Genomic DNA, 19775 nt, shown 5'->3' on the forward strand with positions numbered 1-19775 from the left:
TTAGATAAAGACGAGAGAATTAAGATTCAAGACTACATATAGTAGCACTAAAAATTTAATAAAAATAACTAAGCATATAGCTAAAAGCATAAAGCTGAGTTTATGGAAACAAAAACGAAACAACAAACGGAATTAGAAACAACAGAGAGTGTAACTATTACAGGTGCAGAAGCTGTAGTAAAATGTTTATTAGCAGAAGGAGTCGATTTATTGTATGGGTATCCAGGAGGAGCTATTATGCCTATATATGATGAGCTGTATAAATATCAAGATAAATTACATCATGTATTGACACGTCACGAGCAAGGAGCAACTCATGCGGCACAAGGTTATGCGAGAGCTACTGGTAAAGTTGGTGTAGCCATGGCAACTTCGGGACCAGGGGCAACCAATTTAATCACAGGAATTGCTGATGCGCAGATAGATTCTACGCCAATGGTATGTATCACAGGGCAAGTAGGAGCACACTTATTAGGTTCTGATGCTTTTCAAGAAACAGATATCGTAGGTATTTCAACTCCAGTAACGAAGTGGAATTATCAGATAACCAAAGCAAGTGAGATCCCCGAAGTAATGGCAAAAGCATTTTACATCGCCCGTTCAGGAAGACCAGGACCTGTTTTGGTTGATATTACTAAAAATGCGCAGTTTGAAGAGTTTGATTTTGAATATAAAAAATGCACATCGGTACGAAGTTATCAGCCTGTTCCGAATATGAATATGCAAAGCGTTGAAGCAGCTGTTGAGTTGATTAATAACGCGGAAAGACCATTTATAGTTTGGGGACAAGGAGTAATACTAGGAGAAGCAGAAGAAGAATTTAAAGCTTTTATAGAGAAAGCAGGAATTCCATCGGCAAGTACGTTGTTAGGCTTATCGGCTTTACCAACCAAACACCCTTTACATGTTGGAATGGTAGGAATGCATGGTAATTACAGTCCGAATAAACTCACCAACGAGTGTGATGTATTAATAGCTGTTGGAATGCGTTTTGACGATCGCGTTACTGGGGATTTAAGCCGTTATGCGAAACAAGCTAAAGTAGTGCATTTTGAAATAGATCCTGCGGAAGTTGACAAAAATGTAAAGACAGATGTAGCTGTTTTAGGAAATGTAAAAGAAACCTTAACGGTAGCACTTTCTCTTTTAGAAGAAAACTCACACAAAGAATGGTTACAAGAATTTAGAAACCTTGATGCTATAGAGTTTGATAACGTGATAAAAAATGATTTGTTTCCAACGAAAGAAGGGTTAACAATGGGAGAGGTTATCAAGCAAATAAATGAAGCCTCAGAAGGAAAAGCCATTGTAGTTACTGATGTTGGACAACATCAAATGATAGCAAGTCGTTATGCAGAATTCAATCAAACGAAAAGTAATATTACATCAGGTGGATTAGGAACTATGGGTTTTGCTTTACCTGCGGCAATTGGAGCTAAAATGGGAACTCCAGAGCGTGAGGTAGTTGCTGTAATTGGCGATGGTGGTTACCAGATGACCATACAAGAACTTGGAACGATTTTACAAACTAAAGCAGCTGTTAAAATAGTAGTATTAAATAATGAGTTTTTAGGTATGGTACGCCAGTGGCAACAGCTGTTTTTTGATAAACGATACGCTTCTACCATAATGACAAATCCAGATTTTGTAGCAATTGCAAAAGGTTATCATCTAGCAGCTAACAGAGTAACTAAAAGAGAAGATTTAGCAAGGGCTGTACAAGAAATGATGGCAAGTAAAGAGGCTTATTTCTTAGAGGTTTGTGTAGAAAAGGAAGATAATGTATTTCCAATGATTCCAACAGGAGCGTCAGTATCTGATGTTCGATTAAAATAAGAAAATATGAGTACAAAAAACACTTATACAATTTCAATATATACTGAAAATAATGTAGGGTTGTTAAATAGAATATCAGCAATATTTCAACGAAGACATATCAATATTGAGAGTATCAACAGCTCTTCTTCAGAAATTAAAAGTGTGTCGAGAATTACACTTTTGGTTAAGATTACTGAGGAACAAATGAAAAAAATAATTGGTCAAATAGAAAAGCAAGTAGAGGTAATCAAAGCTTTTTATCATACCGATGAAGAAACGATTTATCAAGAATCGTGTTTATTCAAACTAAGTACCGATTTGTTAACGGATAATGATGAAATTCAAACTATTATCAACCAAAGTAAATCAAGAGTCATCAATGTAAATAAAAACTTTTTTGTTTTGGAAAAATCAGGACGTAAAGAAGAAGTAGAAGAACTCTATCATATATTAGATAAACATGGTATAAAGCAATTTGTTCGATCTGGTAGAATAGCTATTACAAAAGATGAAATGCCAGTATCAAAATTATTACAATTAATAAAAGCATAAACAAACAACACAAATACAATAGAAATGAAAAATTATTTCAACCAATTATCACTTAGAGAACAATTAGAACAGTTAGGAAAATGTAGATTCATGAATGCAGAAGAGTTTTCAGAAGGAACAACAGCATTAGAAGATAAAAAAGTGGTAATTGTAGGGTGTGGTGCACAAGGATTGAACCAAGGATTAAACATGCGTGATTCTGGTTTAGATGTTTCGTATGCTTTACGTGAAGCAGCCATTAAAGAGCAACGTCAGTCATTCAAAAACGCAACAGAAAATGGGTTTAAAGTAGGAACATACGAAGAATTAATTCCTATTGCTGATTTGGTATGTAATTTAACACCTGATAAACAACATACACAAGTGGTAAATGCGGTAATGCCATTAATGAAGTCAGGAGCGACTTTATCATATTCTCACGGATTTAATATTGTTGAAGAAGGAATGCAAGTCCGTAAGGATTTAACCGTAATTATGGTAGCGCCTAAGTGTCCAGGAACAGAAGTTAGAGAAGAATACTTGAGAGGGTTTGGTGTACCTACATTAATTGCGGTGCATCCAGAAAATGATCCTGAGAATAAAGGATTATCACAAGCAAAAGCCTATGCATATGCAACAGGTGGGCATAAAGCAGGAGTGTTAGAATCATCGTTTGTTGCTGAGGTAAAATCAGACTTAATGGGTGAACAAACCATCTTGTGTGGAGTGTTACAAACAGGATCAATTTTGTCTTTTAATAAAATGGTTGAAGAAGGAGTAGAGCCAGCGTACGCTTCTAAGTTAATTCAATACGGATGGGAAACGATTACAGAAGCATTAAAGCACGGAGGGATTACCAATATGATGGATCGTTTATCAAATCCTGCAAAAATTAAAGCTTACCAACTTTCTGAAGAATTGAAAGAAGTGTTAGCTCCGTTGTTTAATAAACACATGGATGATATCATGTCAGGACATTTTTCAAAAACCATGATGGAAGATTGGGCAAAAGATGATGTAAATCTATTAACATGGAGAGCAGCTACAGGAGAAACGCAATTTGAGAAAACAGCAGCTACTTCTGAAGAAATCTCAGAACAAGCCTATTTTGATAAAGGAACTTTATTAGTTGCTTTTGTAAAAGCAGGAGTTGAGTTAGCTTTTGAAACGATGGTGAAATCAGGAATTATTTCGGCATCAGCATACTATGAATCGTTACACGAATTACCATTAATAGCCAATACGGTAGCACGTAAGAAGTTGTTTGAAATGAATCGTATTATTTCTGATACTGCTGAATACGGATGCTACTTATTTGACCATGCAGCAAAACCAATATTGATTGATTTTATGAAATCGATAAATACTGATGTTATTGGAAAAGAGTACAGTGCTACCAACGAAGTAGATAATCTAGAATTAATTAAAGTGAATAGAGCAATTCGTAATCATCCTATTGAAAAAGTAGGAGCAGAATTGCGTGAAGCAATGACGGCTATGAAGGTAATAAAAACCAATGTAAGCAAAGAAGAACCCGTTTTAGCATAATCGTATGGAAGTTCAAAAAGAAACCTATTTCCCTAAATTATCTGCAATACAACAAGCTGCTACGACTTTACAAGAAGTCGTAGCAGTTACACCTTTGCAAGAAAATTTTAATTTATCCCAGCAATTCAATGCTACTATTTTATTAAAAAGAGAAGATTTACAACAGGTCCGTTCCTATAAAATTAGAGGAGCTTATAATAAGATAAGTTCATTAACAGAAGAGGAACTAACTAATGGAATTGTGTGTGCTAGTGCAGGAAATCATGCACAGGGAGTAGCCTTAGCATGTAGAAAAAAAGAAATCTATGGAACTATTTATATGCCTGCACCAACACCTAAACAAAAGGTAGAGCAGGTAAAAATGTTCGGTGGTGATTTTGTGGATATTCGATTGATAGGAGATACATTTGATGACGCTTATAAAGCAGCAAAACTCTTATCGGATAGTTTACAAAAAACGTTTGTACATCCGTTTGATGATGAAAAAATTATTGAAGGACAAGCCACAGTTGGTTTAGAAGTTTTAGAACAATTTGAACAACCAATAGACTATGTTTTTGTACCTGTTGGAGGAGGTGGATTGGCTTCTGGTTTATCAAGTGTTTTTAAGTTATTATCTCCAAAAACAAAAATTATAGGAGTAGAGCCAGCAGGAGCACCTTCTATGAAAAAATCGTTAGAAGCAAACAAAAATGTTGTGTTAGAGAACATCGATAAATTTGTTGATGGTGCAGCAGTACAACAAGTAGGAGCGTTGACCTATAAAATTTGTAGAGACAACTTATCGAATATGATTACCGTTCCTGAAGGAAAAGTATGTAAAACTATCTTAGAAATGTATAACAAAGAAGCAATAGTGGTTGAGCCTGCTGGAGCTTTGACAATAAGTGCACTTGATTTTTACAAAGAAAAGTTGACAGGCAAAAATGTAGTGTGTGTTATAAGTGGAAGTAACAATGATATTACTCGTACCGCCGAAATAAAAGAACGTGCATTACTGTATAGTAAATTGAAACACTATTTTATTGTTCGTTTTCCTCAGCGTTCAGGAGCTTTAAAAGAATTTGTAGCTGAGGTATTGGGAGAGAATGACGATATTACTTTTTTTGAATATTCTAAAAAAACGAACAGAGAAAACGGTCCTGCTGCTGTTGGTATAGAACTAGAGAAAAAAGAAGATTTACAACCGTTAATTCATCGGATGAAACAGCGAAATTTTTATGGTGAATACCTAAATGATAAACCTAATTTATTTGAGTTCTTGGTGTAAAATAGATAAAACTGTCTAAGGTGTCATTTCGAACGAGGGACGAGGAGTAATCTTTCAAAAATGAGTAACAAACAAAAGACTTCTCCCTTTGGTTGAAATGACATTTTTGACAGTCTTATTTTTGACCAAGATATACCCAATGGTCATTTTCTTTACAAAAAATAGAGTTTTCGTGAATCACATCGATACTACTATTTTCCATAAAAAAAGCTTTAAACTCAACAGTGGTTTCTGTAGCGTGCAGCACATCTAGCTTTATCCAATTAACAGCTTTTGTCCAAGCTAAAACCTCTTTCTTTTCTCGCTTAGAAGGTCTGGTACTGCTGTGGTGACTTTTTTGTAGGTAATTAATATCTGCTAAAACAAAAGCACTATATCTTGAACGCATTAAAGCTTCAGCTGAGGTAGCTGAATGAATATTTTGATGTGCTTTTTGACAGCAATCACTGTATTTTTTATTAGGGTTACATGGACACTGCATATTTATTTAATTGATTAACTCGGGTTGTTCTTGTGTTCTAAAACAGCGTTCTTCTCCTAGAAATAAGGGATTTCCGTGTTTTTCAGACCAAAATCCGTCTAAAATATCTTTAGAAAGACAAGAATATACTACTACACCTTTGTAGATAGTGTTATCATCACCTAAGTAGTTAAAGTTAATTACAAGGATGTTGTTTTTAAAGAAACCAGTTCCATGCTGTTCTTGTTCATTATTAATAATCCATTTTGCAACTATTCTGTTATTTTCGTCAAGAGTCAAAGAAAGTGTTCCTTTATACGTGTTGGTACTTTCGTCTTGGTTGCTACCAATAATATTGTAGGTTCCTATTAAATCTTCTATCGTCATGAATCTTCTTAAAAATGCAAAAATAAGAATAAATTAAATGGAGGTTAAAATTAGTTTAACATGATAATATTTCGTATATTTTCGAGTGTTTTATACTAGTTATCAATACTATGGAGTTTATAGATTATTACAAAGTTCTAGGAATAGATAAAACAGCGACTGCTGCTGATATCAAAAAGGCCTACCGTAAACTAGCCAGAAAATACCATCCTGATACGAATCCGAATGATGAAGAAGCTAAAAAGAAGTTTCAGCAAATTAACGAAGCAAATGAAGTGTTGAGTAATCCTGAAAATCGTAAAAAGTACGATGAGTATGGAGAAAATTGGCAACATGCAGAAGCTTATGAGGAAGCAAAAAAGCAACGAGGTTATCAAAGCGGATTTGGTAGTGGAGGCTCTTACCAACAATATTCATCTTCTGATTTTGATGGAACTGATTTTTCTGATTTCTTTAATTCTGCATTTGGTGGTGGTAGAAGTTCAGGAAGGAGGACAGCACAATTTAGAGGTCAGGATTTTAATGCTTCATTACAATTAAATTTAAGAGATGTTTATACTTCACAAAAACAAGTATTGACAGTAAATGGTAAAAAAATAAGAATAACCATTCCTGCTGGAGTAGAAAATGGACAAACAATTAAAATAAAAGGACATGGAGGTGAGGGATTGAACGGAGGACCTAAAGGAGATTTATACATTACTTTTGAAATAGCTCCGGATATAAACTTTAAACGTGATGGTGCTGATTTGTACACAGAGCAAACTATTGATTTATACTCAGCAGTGTTAGGAGGAGAGGTGGTTATAAATACTTTTACAGATAAAGTAAAACTGAAGGTAAAAGAAGGAACTCAAAATGGAACGAAGGTTAGATTGAAAGGAAAAGGGTTTCCGAAGTATAAAAAAGAAGGTCAGTTTGGTGATTTATATGTTACTTATAAGGTGGATATTCCAACGAATTTGACAGATGAGCAACGAGATTTATTTACAAAACTTTCTAAATTAAAATAAGATGAGCAACAAAGAACTAATAAGTATACAGAAAGTGATTGTTCATCATAATTTAGATGAACAATTTATAGAGAGTATTGAGTCTTTTCAATTAATAGAATTTGTGGTAAAAGACACAGATAAGTATGTGTATGTAGAACAACTACCAACTTTAGAAAAAATTATTCGATTGTATTACGATTTAGAGGTGAATATGCAAGGGATTGATGTGATTAATAATATGTTGGATAGAATGGATATGATGCGTAAAACCATTCAACAATTAGAAAACAAGCTTAAATTATATGAGTAAAATAGGGTTAGAAAACCTATTGATTAAAAACTCCAAACGATATCAATGATAAAACATATTCAGATAAAGTTTGGAAGTTTTTATTAGGCTTACTTATCTTCTACTATTTCATCACCACGATATGTATGATTTTTATCTTGGTATAATAAAGAGTGTTTTTTGTTTGAAGGACCAAAAGTAGCTACATCTGCTTCTTTTAATAATTTTCCGTAAGCAAATACATGGTTTTTGTCTTTTGAATAATAAGAAGTTTCAAAAATACTGAACGTTTCAGGATCTGCACCTTCAATAACTTCCCCAAAATAAAACACATGATTTTTGTCTTTAGCGTAATGGAATTGGATGACATTAAAAGAAGAAACATCAGCATTTTCAATTTTAACTCCATCATAAATAACGTTACTGTCAAACAATAAGTATTTATCATCTAAAATGACTAAGTTATCAATGTTTTGGTAAGGAATTGACGTTAGAGAGTCTACCTTTTTACCGTTTTTATATTCTTGAAAGTCGTGAACTCCATTTTTATCAACAATATATCGATCATTTATTTTTTTACTTGTAGTAGGATCTATTGTTGTGGCAACTAATAATTCGTAGCTTTTTAGTAAATACACCTGATTTTTGTCTTTGGCAAAGCTTTTATTCAAAACTTTAAAAGAATCATAATCTACATTTACAGGAACGTAATTATAAAAGTAATGTTTGTCGTCTTTAGCCCAATCTTGATCAATTTTTTGAAATGTTTTAGGGTTGGCTTTAGCCACCTTCCACAAATGTTTTTTCTCTTGATTTATTTTATCAATTTCTTGTGGCATATAGTTTATAGCAATATATACATGGTCTTTGTCAAAACAGGTGTAATCATCTTCATGTACATAAAAAGTAGCGACATCTACTTCATTATCTATAATGTTAGTTCTGAAGTATAAATGATTTTTGTCTTTTCCAAAATCTCGCCCTAAAACCTTAAAACTTTTAACATCGGCATTTAGATTGGTGTTTCCTAATGAAAACCAATTTCCCATAGGAGAATAACGAATTTCTTTTTTTGATTTTGAGTAGTAATACGAATCAGAAATAGATTTATCAACAGGGCCAGCAAAAGGACTACAAGCTTGGGCAATAATTGCCATTATAAACAAGAACAATTTTGCTATAGGGGAGTGTTTAGCTCGTGTAATTTTCTTTATCATAAAATTCAAAATAAGTATAATTAGGGTTATTGATATATAAGAGTGTTGTGTAATTAAGTTCATTAAGCAACTTAGGATTTAGGACATACCATATCTTTCTAATTTTACATCAATTATTTTTGAGCACTCATACACAATTATCAAAAGAGTAAAAGGATATGATATTTTTACGATACTACTATATTTCTTAATTTAGGAAACAGATAAAAAAAGTAGTAGCAATTTTTAATTTTTTCATATTTAGCACAAGCTAAAATACCATAAAATTAAAAACCGTACAATAGAGTGTTATTAAATATGTTATTAAGTGATACGATACATTAAAAGATCTTTCCATCTATAAATTGTTGTAAAAAATCGTCCATACTGTCCGCAATTAAACGAATTTTAATTTCGTCAGCACCAAAAGCAATAATTTGCCCTGATGTTCCTTTCTTTCCAGGTGCATAATCTATTGCTATAAAATTTCCATTTCCAGTGTTTAAAAAAGGAATCCAATATGGGTTGGTATAAATCCCTATTGTTTTTCTTCCGTCTGGGAGACTATTTCCTTTTAAGTCAATAAGCATCCAACTAACACTGTCATAAATCTCTTTCCAGTTTTTCCATTTGTTTAGTATTTGTTCGGCAGATAAAAAGCCTATGTTTTCAATTCCATCGTGATATGAAAGTAATATTTTTAATTCTTTAGGAAATGTATAACCTGCCAAAGACTCAAACTCTTTATAAACTTGTTCATTGTTAATAGGTGGTGTGGGATTGAGTTTTTTAGTTCGGATGAGTTCTTCAAATAAAAGTTTCAGTTTGGTATCATCATTATTTGTACTTCCTGTTGTATTAATATATTTTTTAATAAAGTTTTGTTTTTCTCTAGCAATTTTCGCTTCATTATATTGCTCAGGTGCGTTTTTGTATAGATAAGCACCTGTATTTTCATAAGGTTTTTCGTCTATCAACATTCCAGAGTTTACCCATTTTTGTGAAAATAATCCTTTTCCTAGAGTAAGCATAAACTGTGGGTTTATATTGCGTTCAGGCTGCCTTTCAAATTGCCCTTTGTCTTTGTATTCTTGAAGTTTTTGATATTGACTTTTAAAAATTATACCCATCCACAATTTGTAATTTCCCTTATTTTCAAAATGTAATCCAATTATTTTTTTATTTGAAAGGTAGGCAAAAGAATCATAAGGAGATTCTTTTTCTTTAGGTGTAATAATAAATAGTTTAAGGACTGTAGCACCTAACTTGTTTGAAAGTTTCTCTAATAAAATGTCTCTAAAGCCCATTGTATCATAAGACTTAAAGTTTCTTGCGGTTTCATTTTGATGATGGGAATAATCTTTAAAGTACGGTTCAGGAGTTTCTTCTATTGAAATAAAATTGAATGTAATATCTGAAATTTTGACTTTCTTTAATTGGTTGTTATAAGAAATAAATTGTGTGTTCATTTTATTTGAGTAATTATTTATGGCTACTATTAGCAGGTTTTTTGTTTATTTTTCTTATTTCATTACTACGTCATGTAAATAGATTATTTTAAAACTTGTATTTTTACTTTTATTATAGCCGGCAATAACATAATTTAATTTACCTTCTTTATCAGGGTTAATTTTTTCTAATACATGAATATACTTGAAGTCTGATACAGCTAGTTGAAAAATAAAGTCTCTTTCTTTTCTATACATATTTGTTTTGTAAAATTCATCAGATAACCTTAAAGAGTTTTTCTTTTTCAAATCTACTGAGTAAGTATATGTTCCGCCTCCATTGTTACTTGTGTTATAAATAACTACACCTTTTCTGTCTGAACTTTGGAATCCCTTATTATTAATATATTCCTCAATTATTAGTAATGTTTCAATTTGGTTAAAGCATATGTTTTTTAGATTTAAAATTTGCTTATAATAAGCAATATTATGTTCTTTTGGTTTATTGATGTAAGAAACATTTAAAAACGCTAAAAATACAATTAGGTATTTCTTTTTATTCATATAAAATTTAATTATTACTAATGTATTTGTTTAGTGTTAATTTTAAGTTGGAATTACAGCTAATAAAAATTAAAAAAATAATGAAGATGGCTTTTCTCATATGTGTGCTAACGTGTTTGTGTATGGTTTGTTGCCGTGGAAATCCGCGAGGATTTTCAGATTAAGAAACCAAGATAGTAAAATTGCTGCTGAATTTCCTACGGAAATTCAGCAGCAATTGAATTTATACGTCTTAAGTTAGCAATTGTTTAAATTTAGTAATAAAAACCAGAAAGAAAAAAGAGTAGAGTAAGGTTATGATATACGTTGAAACCTAGATTTCGTCAACATTGATAATCCCTACGCTTTACTACTTTAAATTCGTTCAGTTCTGTGAGACCAAGATCTCGATTTCAAGTTGTTGAATTGATAGTAGTTATTTTTCTTTCCAATCCTTTTTTCTTATGAGTAAAAATAAACAATTTTAGGAATCGATGTAAGTAAAGATGTTTTAGATGTGTATGATTATCAAGGTAATTGGTATCAGTTTAAAAATGATGCATCAGGCTTTAAAGAGCTGTTGTTAATCACAAGTGATTTAACTCATTGTATAATGGAAGCGACAGGTTATTATCATGTACGATTAGCTTATTTTTTAACAGAAAAAGGAGTTTTGGTATCAGTAGAAAATCCGTTGAAGATAAAACGTTTTATTCAAATGAGTTTATCAAAAGTAAAGACGGATAAGAGTGATGCAAAACAGTTATATAATTATGGCGTAAGTCAAGCTCCTTCTATATGGAAAGGAGAAAGCAAGGATCAACAAGAATGTTTACAAATAGTACGTTTGTTGAGTGTTTACACGAAACAATCTACTCAATTAAAGAACAAGCTTCATGGCGAATCAGTATTAGGAACTCCATCGAAATTGGTAGTTAATTCCTTAAAAAGGCAGCTGAAAAACATACAAAAAGAGATAGTTAAATTAGAAGACTTGTTGCTAGAGAATGTAAAAAAGAGTTATCAAGAAGAAATAACTTTATTAAAGTCTATTCCAGGAATAGGGGGTAAAACAGCATTAATGTTATTAGTTTTTACCGATGGATTTAAGCGTTTTACTTCAGCAAAAGAGTTGTGTAGTTACGCAGGTATTACACCTACTATTAGAGAATCAGGCAGTAGTATAAAAGGACGCCCTCGAATAAGTAAAATGGGAAATCCAAAGCTTAGAAATTTATTATTTATGTGTAGCTTTAATGCTTGTAAATACAACAAAGCATGTAGAGAGCTTTATGACCGAATTGTAGCTAAGGGTAAGAGTAAAAAACTTGCTTTAATAGCGGTGTGTAATAAGCTACTAAAACAAGCTTTTGCAATAGTAAAAAGTGGTTTGCCTTATGATGCAAATTATAAAAGTACTTTGGTTTAAAAAAGTATAAAATTTACTTGTTTTTTACCTCAGTTCTTTGTTGTACGCTGGCTTTTATTCACTCTTTATTTTTATAAATCTAACTTCATTAAAGTCGTAGAGATTAAATATGATTTTTTCGTTTCCATTTCCTCCAAATTGTGAAGCGTATTCAATTAAATTTCCATTCTCGTCATAAAATTCAAATTGTCCATCAATTCCTCCTGTTTTCCAAGTTCCGCTTTTTGCAATTCTGATATTTTCTTTTCCATTAAATTTATAAGTTCCATCCGAAAATAAATTCAATTCAGAGTTAGTTTTTTCTTTTCCTTTTTCTATAATTTGAATTTTATAACTTCCAGAAAATTCCTCCATTTCACTTTTATTAAATGATGGAACTGCTATTAAATACCAAAATATAATTAAGCCCAAACACATTATTGGAATTATTCCAATTCCGAATCCAATTTTTTTCAATTTTTGAGATTTCTTAAAGATTCCAAATAATAATACAATCAGGGATATTAACAGAAATATACCACCAGTAAAAATTAATAAAATGAATAGTAAATTTTCCAGCATTATGTTTTTTCAGCTTGCGTACAACGTGTTTGTATATGGTTTGTTGCGTGATTAAGTAACTAATTTAACAAATAAAAACCGAATAGAAAATCCGCAAGGATTTTCGTAAGTAGGCTAGAACTAGCAATAAATTATATACGGTGTTGCCACCAGTTATTTTATCAGTTTAATTATATTCGGATAAAAATTTTCTGCTTTTCCTTTACTCGTTTTAATTGCAAAAATTATTGGTAATATTATGTTTAAAGCATAAAGTCCAATAAAAATATAAAAAAGAATAGGATAATAACCGTAATGCATAATTTTCGAAAATGCGAATCCTGTTATACATAAAAATGTTATTATCGACCATAAGATTTGATAATTCAATAGATTTGCTCCCATTTCTTTTAGTCCAACAATTTTATCTTTTTTATTCATCCATAAAATCAGAGGAATAATTATATTTCCAACAGGAATAGCTAAAAAAATTATTACAGAAAGATGAAAAATTGTTAGATAGCTTTTGTCAGGTTGTTTTCCATAATCTAAAATATCCTCTGCATTAATATTCAGAACCTCACAAATTAAATTCAAAGTTTTTCCACGAGGTTCACTTTCATTTTTTTCAATCCGTTGGATTGTTCTTAAATTCACTTTTGCAGATTCAGCCAATTCCTCTTGAGAAAGTCCTTTTTTCTTTCTTATTTCTCTAATTTTTTTTCCGATTTCTTTCATAATTACTTTTGGTTTATTGTTCCTACAAAACTACTTATGAATCTATAAATTTGATAACGGTTTGTTTGCGACATTTTTATGACATTCTTGTCAATATGTTGATTTCGTTGAGTTTTTCCCTAATTGGTGGCAACGGTTTTGGCTATGATTTCGTTACGGAATGGCACGTGAGTGTCATTCCGACGTTGACCGAAAGATAGCAAAAATGAATGGAATTTCCGCGAGGAAATTCCGCCGTAATGAATTATAGCCGTTGTTGGGTTTTAGTGCTTTTATAATTCATTCCGTTTTTTGTTTTTTCGGTCAGCTTTTTGTTCAAGTTTCTTTAATTTCAGCGTTTAATTCATTCCGCAAACTTGCTCAAATTCCGACCGTTTTTTAATTCAGGTTTGTATTTCGACTATCGCTCAATAACCGTGCGCAATTCCAGCGTTGTTTTTCCAGTTCCGATTGCGTAAACAAGCTAAAACGTCAAGCGTAATTCAATTCAGAGTTTGCATTTCGACTATCGCTCAATAACCGTAAGCAATTCCGCTGTTGTATTTCATTCCACGTTTGAGTGATAATTCCGAAAACTTTTGAAATTCCGCACACAGTTTTTCAGATTCATCTACCTTAAAATTCTAAAAAAAATCGAAAAATAAACCAGACTTTTTTCAAACCGCAAACTTGCTTCTGCATTAAACCCAACGGCTCTGTATAAGAACAGTAGGGCTGAAAATGAGCGACTACCATTCGGTTGAACACAAGCCGAATTTTTAAATTTCTATGTTTATTTTTCTTTTTAAATATAGCCAAATTTAAAAATTTGGCGACCTCGAAAAAGTTCCCGAAACATTGGGTTAAGCATCAATTGCCCTATTGTTTTTATACTTTGTTGTAAAACGTTTTTTTAGTACTTGCCAACTGGGTTTGTTCCTTGTCTGAAAAATACACTTCCAGCTCTTCTGTATTTTATTTCTTTACCTTTTACGCATAGAGTGTAAGCACCATTTCCTTTTTGTTCAGAAGCCTTGACTACAATTACTTCATCTACATCACAATCAAAATCAACCGAAACGTGTTTTTTTAAATCTTTCTAGGTTGCGTCAACTCGTCTTAAAAAAGCAGAGTTATCTCCTTTAGGTTCTTTGAAATCTGAAGGAAGATTACAATCGGGAAATTTGGTATCTGAACTTGTTGTCTCTTGTGGTACTTTATCAATAAATTCCCAAGTTTTATCTTTGTTTAAAATAACTCGTCTACCATCTTCTGTTTTGGCTATTAGTGTTTGTCCAAAAGAAATGGATGTAAAGAGTAAGAAAAAGAATAAGTAAATAATTTTCATAATATTTAATTTTTAAATTAGTGTTTAGATTTTATCAAGTTTTATTAGTAGGCTAAATAACCACTCTTTCCTGTCGCCTTGGTTTATGTTGCAGTCTTCCTTATCAAAACCAAAAGACATTGTTTCAGTATCATCGTAAAGATGTCGAATAGAAATATCAGAGACTTTATAAATATCAGGATTATCTTCTATAGGTTGGAATTGAATTTTTTGACCGATTTTTAGTTTATTGATAGTTTCATCAGAATGCGCATCAACAATGAATTTAATCATTTCAAAATCTGTAGTAGAAAAGCAAGTTTCATTATCGGCTGTTTTGAAAATGAATTTAGCGTAGTAGGGAATGTCTTTTAATTTCATAAAGTTTGTCTAAAATGTTTTACAACGGTTTTGGCTATGATTTCGTTACGGAATGGCACGTGAGTGTCATTCCGACGTTGACCGAAAGATAGCAAAAATGCATGGAATTTCCGCGAGGAAATTCCGCCGTAATGAATTATAGCCGTTGTTAGCTTTTAGTGCTTTTATAATTCATTCCGTTTTTGTTTTTCGGTCAGCTTTTTATTCCAATTTCTTTAATTTCTACGTTTAATTCATTCCACAAACTTGCTGAAATTCCGACCGTTTTTTAATTCAGGTTCGAGTGCGCAACTCCAGCGTTGTTTTTCCAGTTCCGATTGCGCAAACAAGCAAAAAAGTCAACCGTAATTCAAATCAGAGTTTGAGTGAGCAATTCCGCTGTTGTTTTTCATTTCACGTTTGAGTGATAATTCCGAAAATTTTTGAAATTCCGCACACAGTTTTTCTGATTTATCTACTTTAAAATTCTAAAAAAAAATCGAAAATTAAACCAGGCTTTTTTCAAACCGCAAACTTGCTCCAGCATTAAAGCTAACGGTCTTGTGTATGAGCAGTAGCGGATTTTATGCGACTACTTTTCAGTTTACAATATACTTTAATTTATGCAATAACGGTTCGAGTTAGCATTCAAATCGCTATTGCTTATACACGTTGTTAGCAACTGTTATATTTCTACTTTCTGTCCGTCGTGTAAAACTCTGTAATATTTACCTTTTTCTATGAGTAAACCTTCTGATTCACTATTGGGAAAGTTTTTATGATAATCTTTCGGATGCTTTACGTCAATTCCTATTACTTTTCCATTAAACTTTCTATTCACTTTAGACTGAAGTGTGTGGCCAACTACAATTGATTTAGCATTAAAATTCTGAAGACCCAGTTCAACATCTTCTTGGGTTAAATCGTCTTTAAAATAGCCTCTATACCAAGAAATTCCTGTATGGGTTGAATTTAAAAACTGTTCTTTGGTTTTTTTGAGTTTGGGATAAAATGGTTTATAATAATTATTGCTCGTAATCTCATTGACTTCATCTATGCTCAAATTATAATCAACTAAATCTGGATGTATTCCTCCGTGTGTGAAAAGTGTGCCGTTAATGAGTTCCATTGTGTTTTTACTTGACATCCATTTACCTATAAAAGAATTTGAATTGTACAATTGATGTTGTTGTTTTTCTAAAATTGAAGCAACGTGAAAATACTTTGGGGATGAAGAATCATAATTTCCTTGCATATTTTTCAATTCGTGATTACCCAAAATAAAATGAACAAAACCACCCTTTTTTATAGCATCTTGTTCTAATTTGTATATAAACCATAGGACTTGGGTTGTTGAAAAACCTCTATCAACAAAATCTCCTACTAGAACTAAATGCCCAGTATCAAATATCCAGTTTAAGTTTTTGTCGATAACCTTGTTGTTAATAAGAAAATCACGAAACGTTTTATAGCCACTTTCTATATCAGAAATTGCTAAAATTTTATTAATATCATTATAGGTACTTAAGGGCTTTTTGATGTTTGCATTTATAGAAAATTCAAAGCGTGTCGAATCAAGTGGGAAGTAACAAAAAGCTGGAATTTTTGAGTTTGTTGAATGTTCTTTTTGTTCTAGAAAGAAGCCATCATTTTGATTTCCTTTAATATAATTTACGTTTAAAATACTATCATTTTTATAAAAAACATAAGGTCCATCTTTATCCCAATCCATCATTTTAGGATTATCTCCATAGTGCATACTTGCTCCGTGATAAAGACCAAATAGAATTACTGAAATAGTGATGATTAAAAATGTTATGAATACGTGTTTTACGTATCTAAGAATTCTTTTTTTCATTATTTGTGATTTTAATTTCAGCAAACATAAATCGAGTTATTGTACGTGTATAATAATAGTGATATACAACCTTGGTAGATGTACAAAGAATTTTGTAACGTATGTAAAGTCATTTCATCACGCTTTAGCCTCCTTACAAAACCTTGAATTAGATGTTTGTCAACCTTTTTGTGAAAGGTTATTTATACTTCTATTTTTGTCGTATGAAAACCAAAAAACGCAATAAGAAGTGGGTGATACTATTTTTAATATCAGTTGCTTTAATACCTATACTAATTACAATTTATGAAGTCATTTTTACAGATGATAAATCCGTTGTCTTTCTAGGAAATTACAATTCTAAAATAGCTATAATTGTTATTTCCTATTATGTTCTGCTTCTTGGTTTGGGCGTTTATTGGTTTATTCGTCAGCTTATTTTTATTGCAAAGCTGAAAAGCGAACAATCAAAAGTTAAATTAATGCTCTTAAAAAGTCAAGTTAGTCCGCATTTTTTCTTTAATATGCTTAACAATTTATATGGTTTGATAAATAAGGACGTAATAAAAGCACAAGAATTAATTTTAAAATTATCTGATATGATGCGTTACAGCATCTACGAAAGTGAAAATGAAACGGTAACCTTAAAAGAGGAAGTTGATTATTTAAAGAATTACATTGAGCTTCACAAAATGCGTTACCACAAGAATATAGTAGTTGACTTCAAGTGTAATATCGATGAAAATAGAAGAGTTGCTCCGTTGCTATTTATAATTCTTTTAGAAAATGCTTTTAAACACGGCGTTGAGAATTTAAGGGAAGATGCGACCGTGACAATCAATTTAACTTCATCAGAAAGCAATATAAAGTTTACGATAGAAAATGATTTTGATAGTTCTGAAAACTTGAAAAAAAAGCCTGGAATTGGTTTGAAAAATTTAAAACGAAGATTAGAATTGACGTATCCAAATAAGCACAGCTTGTTGTTTTCGAATACCGAAAATACTTTCAATGCACAATTAACTTTAAACTAATATGATTACTTATTTAATTATTGATGATGAGCATATAGCACACGACATTATAAAAGACTATTGTGATTTATTGCCAAATATGGAATTAATGAAAAATTGTTACGATGGATTGGAAGCATTTGAATATCTGAATAAAAATGAGGTGGATTTGATTTTTTTAGACTTGAATATGCCCAAACTGAAAGGTTTTGAATTTCTTAAAACATTAAAAAATCCGCCAAAAGTAATTGTGACAACTGCCTATAAAGAATTCGCTCTTGAAGGATATGAACTTAATATTTCTGACTATTTATTAAAACCCTTTGGGTTTGAACGCTTTTTAAAGGCGATTAATAAAACGTTCAGTACATCAAATACACAAGAATCTATCTCGTTTAAAAGCAATGTAGATTCAAAGCGTATTTTTCTTCGAAGCAATAAAAAGTATATACAAGTAGAAACCGATATTGTTTTGTTTATCGAAGCATCAGGAAATTACACAAAAGTGATAACAAAAAACGAAACCATTACTGTTCGAGAAAAAATATCGAACGTATTAGATTTGTTACCGAAAGAAGGTTTTTTGCAGGTTCATAAATCATTTGCTGTTGCTCCAAAGCATATTAAAAGTATCGAGGGAAACAGGATATTTATTTCAGACCATATTATTCCTATTGGTAAATATTATAAGGCTAATGTTAATCGATTATTGAAGTAAGTTTTTTCTAATAGTTGCTAACGGTCTCGTATAACCGTCAGTTACGGGATTAAAGTTACTGTTTTTCGGTTAAGAACTGGCGTTAGCAATTCCGAGTGGATTCGGACGTAGTCGAATCCGCCGTAATTGCGGTTATACATTGTTGTGCATAGTTAATTTTTGTTCCAATTCTTTTCAAAATGGTCTATATATTGGACATATTGAGAATTTTCTTTGGCATACTTTCTTGTCAATTCTGCCCATTCATTAAATTTCTTTTTATTCTTGAGTTTGAAATAAGCTTGAGCCATATTTACTGACATTTCACTTTTTTCAAAGTCATTGTCTGACATTTTAATTCCTTTTCGATATGTTTTTTCAGCATCTTCCACTTTATTTAAACCTAAATATGAATAACCCAATTCTCTGAAAAAGTAATAGTTTTTGGGGTTGTTCTCAATTGCCTTTTCCAAAATCGGTATGGCTTTTTCAAATTGTCCGAGATGATTGTAAGCATATGATAATTCAAATTCAAGTCCATCAAAATGTGGCTCAATTTCATAAGCATTTAATAACGGTTTTAGAGCTTGTTCACAAGCGCCAACGTGGTTGTAATGATAACCTTCCTGTTTTAGATAATCCACTTGGTCAGAACCTTGTTTGTAAATCGATAACCATTCAGGTTCTTTAGGTAGATTCAGTGCAGAAATTTGATTGTCGGTCAAAACAGAAACCAAACTTGTATTTGGTTCCAGTCGATATTTCATAAATCCAACTGTTGAATCTCGTTTTATATTTAGTAGCTTTTGCTCTTTTATTTGAAATTTAGTTTCGTAATTAAAGGTAAAACCTGCTTGATTATCCAGATAAATGAACCCATAAGCGTAAGTTGAATCCGTGTCTTTTTTTGGAAATGCAACCCATTTGTCGACTGCGTCAAAATATTTTGTGTCAAATTTTAATTCAGTCAAATCATTTTGTGAAAATCCAATATTTGAAATCAATATCAGAGCTAAAATTGTTATTCTCATAGTTTGTTTTTAATTATGCACAACGGTCTTGTATATGGCTCGTAGCGTGCAAAATAGCTGTTTCCTTTCGGTTGGGCACAAGCCAGATTTTTAAATTTTTATATTTACTTTTTTTCAAATATAATCAAATTTAAAAATTTGGCGACCTCGCAAATACACCTTAACTTCGGTTATGTAACTAATTAGCTATGAGCTATATACGTTGTTGTGCATAGTGCTTTTCACGTTCTGCTTGGTTTTCCGATGTTTGTTGTTTAGTTCTAAAGTGAGCGTTGGCAAGACATACTCTTTTACAGTTTTGGTGGTGCGATGGCTTGAGCGACTGTAAATGTGTTTGGC

Annotated in this window: 20 protein-coding genes; 9 read left to right on the forward strand and 11 right to left on the reverse strand. The window is 31.7% G+C overall.

Features of this window, described 5'->3' with window-relative positions; translation table 11 throughout:
- The first annotated feature begins 102 nt into the window (after nt 1-102).
- Genes ilvB through ilvA form a run of 4 tightly spaced genes read left to right on the forward strand, consistent with a single transcriptional unit; the run spans nt 103 to nt 5167 of the window.
- Entirely contained in the window at nt 103-1836 is a 1734-nt protein-coding gene (gene ilvB, locus Q0663_RS09110; RefSeq protein WP_299009766.1) for a biosynthetic-type acetolactate synthase large subunit, read from the forward strand.
- Between the two features lie 6 nt (nt 1837-1842).
- Complete coding sequence (gene ilvN, locus Q0663_RS09115) at nt 1843-2370, forward strand: acetolactate synthase small subunit (RefSeq protein WP_299009769.1); 528 nt, start codon at nt 1843-1845, stop codon at nt 2368-2370.
- Between the two features lie 24 nt (nt 2371-2394).
- Nucleotides 2395-3897, forward strand: a complete 1503-nt coding sequence (gene ilvC, locus Q0663_RS09120; protein WP_299009772.1) for a ketol-acid reductoisomerase — start codon at nt 2395-2397, stop codon at nt 3895-3897.
- A gap of 4 nt (nt 3898-3901) precedes the next feature.
- Nucleotides 3902-5167, forward strand: a complete 1266-nt coding sequence (gene ilvA / locus Q0663_RS09125; protein WP_299009775.1) for a threonine ammonia-lyase IlvA — start codon at nt 3902-3904, stop codon at nt 5165-5167.
- 115 nt (nt 5168-5282) lie between these two features.
- Here the strand turns inward: ilvA and Q0663_RS09130 are convergent, their stop codons facing one another.
- Together Q0663_RS09130 and Q0663_RS09135 are read right to left on the reverse strand one after the other, a co-directional pair.
- Nucleotides 5283-5648, reverse strand: coding sequence for a YchJ family metal-binding protein (locus Q0663_RS09130; protein WP_299009777.1), 366 nt, complete (start codon nt 5646-5648; stop codon nt 5283-5285).
- A 6-nt stretch (nt 5649-5654) separates the two neighbouring features.
- On the reverse strand, nt 5655-6014 hold the full coding sequence (locus Q0663_RS09135) for a hypothetical protein (RefSeq protein ID WP_299009780.1): 360 nt from the start codon (nt 6012-6014) through the stop codon (nt 5655-5657).
- 110 nt (nt 6015-6124) lie between these two features.
- Here Q0663_RS09135 and Q0663_RS09140 point away from each other — a divergent pair, with 110 nt between their 5' ends.
- Together Q0663_RS09140 and Q0663_RS09145 are read left to right on the forward strand one after the other, a co-directional pair.
- Nucleotides 6125-7027 (forward strand): J domain-containing protein, encoded by a 903-nt coding sequence (locus Q0663_RS09140; protein ID WP_299009782.1) that lies wholly within the window; start codon nt 6125-6127, stop codon nt 7025-7027.
- Between the two features lies 1 nt (nt 7028).
- Nucleotides 7029-7319 (forward strand): chaperone modulator CbpM, encoded by a 291-nt coding sequence (locus Q0663_RS09145; RefSeq protein ID WP_299002328.1) that lies wholly within the window; start codon nt 7029-7031, stop codon nt 7317-7319.
- Nucleotides 7320-7408: 89 nt separating this feature from the next.
- On the opposite strand, the gene Q0663_RS09150 is transcribed toward Q0663_RS09145, so the two are convergent.
- The 3 genes from Q0663_RS09150 to Q0663_RS09160 form a co-directional block, all read right to left on the reverse strand.
- Nucleotides 7409-8455: a DKNYY domain-containing protein gene (locus Q0663_RS09150; protein ID WP_299009784.1), complete on the reverse strand. Its 1047-nt coding sequence runs from the start codon at nt 8453-8455 to the stop codon at nt 7409-7411.
- Between the two features lie 380 nt (nt 8456-8835).
- On the reverse strand, nt 8836-9963 hold the full coding sequence (locus Q0663_RS09155; RefSeq protein ID WP_299009786.1) for an SMI1/KNR4 family protein: 1128 nt from the start codon (nt 9961-9963) through the stop codon (nt 8836-8838).
- Between the two features lie 54 nt (nt 9964-10017).
- Nucleotides 10018-10506 carry a hypothetical protein gene (locus tag Q0663_RS09160; RefSeq protein WP_299009788.1) on the reverse strand — a complete coding sequence of 163 codons (489 nt, stop codon included), beginning with the start codon at nt 10504-10506 and terminating at the stop codon, nt 10018-10020.
- Between the two features lie 496 nt (nt 10507-11002).
- Here Q0663_RS09160 and Q0663_RS09165 point away from each other — a divergent pair, with 496 nt between their 5' ends.
- A complete protein-coding gene (locus tag Q0663_RS09165) occupies nt 11003-11914 on the forward strand; it encodes an IS110 family transposase (RefSeq protein ID WP_299009791.1) in 912 nt (303 codons plus the stop codon).
- Nucleotides 11915-11968: 54 nt separating this feature from the next.
- Here Q0663_RS09165 and Q0663_RS09170 read toward each other — a convergent pair whose 3' ends face one another.
- The 5 genes from Q0663_RS09170 to Q0663_RS09190 form a co-directional block, all read right to left on the reverse strand.
- The gene (locus tag Q0663_RS09170) at nt 11969-12370 is read right to left on the reverse strand and encodes a hypothetical protein (protein WP_299009794.1); all 402 of its coding nucleotides are present in this window, start codon (nt 12368-12370) and stop codon (nt 11969-11971) included.
- Between the two features lie 258 nt (nt 12371-12628).
- Complete coding sequence (locus tag Q0663_RS09175; protein WP_299009797.1) at nt 12629-13192, reverse strand: helix-turn-helix domain-containing protein; 564 nt, start codon at nt 13190-13192, stop codon at nt 12629-12631.
- A 1078-nt stretch (nt 13193-14270) separates the two neighbouring features.
- Complete coding sequence (locus Q0663_RS09180; RefSeq protein ID WP_299009800.1) at nt 14271-14519, reverse strand: hypothetical protein; 249 nt, start codon at nt 14517-14519, stop codon at nt 14271-14273.
- Between the two features lie 24 nt (nt 14520-14543).
- Nucleotides 14544-14879 (reverse strand): hypothetical protein, encoded by a 336-nt coding sequence (locus tag Q0663_RS09185; RefSeq protein ID WP_299009803.1) that lies wholly within the window; start codon nt 14877-14879, stop codon nt 14544-14546.
- Nucleotides 14880-15543: 664 nt separating this feature from the next.
- Nucleotides 15544-16716 carry a metallophosphoesterase gene (locus tag Q0663_RS09190; protein WP_299009806.1) on the reverse strand — a complete coding sequence of 391 codons (1173 nt, stop codon included), beginning with the start codon at nt 16714-16716 and terminating at the stop codon, nt 15544-15546.
- Nucleotides 16717-16919: 203 nt separating this feature from the next.
- Between Q0663_RS09190 and Q0663_RS09195 the strand changes: the two genes are divergently transcribed.
- Together Q0663_RS09195 and Q0663_RS09200 are read left to right on the forward strand one after the other, a co-directional pair.
- Entirely contained in the window at nt 16920-17729 is an 810-nt protein-coding gene (locus Q0663_RS09195) for a sensor histidine kinase (protein WP_299009809.1), read from the forward strand.
- A gap of 1 nt (nt 17730) precedes the next feature.
- Nucleotides 17731-18426 carry a LytTR family DNA-binding domain-containing protein gene (locus Q0663_RS09200; RefSeq protein ID WP_299009812.1) on the forward strand — a complete coding sequence of 232 codons (696 nt, stop codon included), beginning with the start codon at nt 17731-17733 and terminating at the stop codon, nt 18424-18426.
- Nucleotides 18427-18578: 152 nt separating this feature from the next.
- Here the strand turns inward: Q0663_RS09200 and Q0663_RS09205 are convergent, their stop codons facing one another.
- Nucleotides 18579-19436, reverse strand: a complete 858-nt coding sequence (locus tag Q0663_RS09205; protein WP_299009815.1) for a tetratricopeptide repeat protein — start codon at nt 19434-19436, stop codon at nt 18579-18581.
- Between the last annotated feature and the right edge of the window lie 339 nt (nt 19437-19775).

It is taken from the genome of uncultured Tenacibaculum sp. (assembly GCF_947504135.1).
In the GTDB taxonomy this organism is placed as follows: Bacteria; Bacteroidota; Bacteroidia; order Flavobacteriales; family Flavobacteriaceae; genus Polaribacter.

What these genes read in the sequence shown, in the direction of transcription:
- Q0663_RS09155 (WP_299009786.1), bottom strand. Translation starts at nt 9,963, where the DNA reads ATGAACACACAATTTATTTCTTATAACAACCAATTAAAGAAAGTCAAA.
- Q0663_RS09175 (WP_299009797.1), bottom strand. Translation starts at nt 13,192, where the DNA reads ATGAAAGAAATCGGAAAAAAAATTAGAGAAATAAGAAAGAAAAAAGGA.
- Q0663_RS09200 (WP_299009812.1), top strand. Translation starts at nt 17,731, where the DNA reads ATGATTACTTATTTAATTATTGATGATGAGCATATAGCACACGACATT.
- Q0663_RS09130 (WP_299009777.1), bottom strand. Translation starts at nt 5,648, where the DNA reads ATGCAGTGTCCATGTAACCCTAATAAAAAATACAGTGATTGCTGTCAA.
- Q0663_RS09195 (WP_299009809.1), top strand. Translation starts at nt 16,920, where the DNA reads ATGAAAACCAAAAAACGCAATAAGAAGTGGGTGATACTATTTTTAATA.
- Q0663_RS09190 (WP_299009806.1), bottom strand. Translation starts at nt 16,716, where the DNA reads ATGAAAAAAAGAATTCTTAGATACGTAAAACACGTATTCATAACATTT.
- Q0663_RS09145 (WP_299002328.1), top strand. Translation starts at nt 7,029, where the DNA reads ATGAGCAACAAAGAACTAATAAGTATACAGAAAGTGATTGTTCATCAT.
- Q0663_RS09150 (WP_299009784.1), bottom strand. Translation starts at nt 8,455, where the DNA reads ATGGCAATTATTGCCCAAGCTTGTAGTCCTTTTGCTGGCCCTGTTGAT.
- Q0663_RS09180 (WP_299009800.1), bottom strand. Translation starts at nt 14,519, where the DNA reads ATGAAAATTATTTACTTATTCTTTTTCTTACTCTTTACATCCATTTCT.
- ilvC (WP_299009772.1), top strand. Translation starts at nt 2,395, where the DNA reads ATGAAAAATTATTTCAACCAATTATCACTTAGAGAACAATTAGAACAG.
- ilvN (WP_299009769.1), top strand. Translation starts at nt 1,843, where the DNA reads ATGAGTACAAAAAACACTTATACAATTTCAATATATACTGAAAATAAT.
- Q0663_RS09205 (WP_299009815.1), bottom strand. Translation starts at nt 19,436, where the DNA reads ATGAGAATAACAATTTTAGCTCTGATATTGATTTCAAATATTGGATTT.
- Q0663_RS09135 (WP_299009780.1), bottom strand. Translation starts at nt 6,014, where the DNA reads ATGACGATAGAAGATTTAATAGGAACCTACAATATTATTGGTAGCAAC.
- ilvB (WP_299009766.1), top strand. Translation starts at nt 103, where the DNA reads ATGGAAACAAAAACGAAACAACAAACGGAATTAGAAACAACAGAGAGT.
- Q0663_RS09160 (WP_299009788.1), bottom strand. Translation starts at nt 10,506, where the DNA reads ATGAATAAAAAGAAATACCTAATTGTATTTTTAGCGTTTTTAAATGTT.
- Q0663_RS09185 (WP_299009803.1), bottom strand. Translation starts at nt 14,879, where the DNA reads ATGAAATTAAAAGACATTCCCTACTACGCTAAATTCATTTTCAAAACA.
- Q0663_RS09140 (WP_299009782.1), top strand. Translation starts at nt 6,125, where the DNA reads ATGGAGTTTATAGATTATTACAAAGTTCTAGGAATAGATAAAACAGCG.
- ilvA (WP_299009775.1), top strand. Translation starts at nt 3,902, where the DNA reads ATGGAAGTTCAAAAAGAAACCTATTTCCCTAAATTATCTGCAATACAA.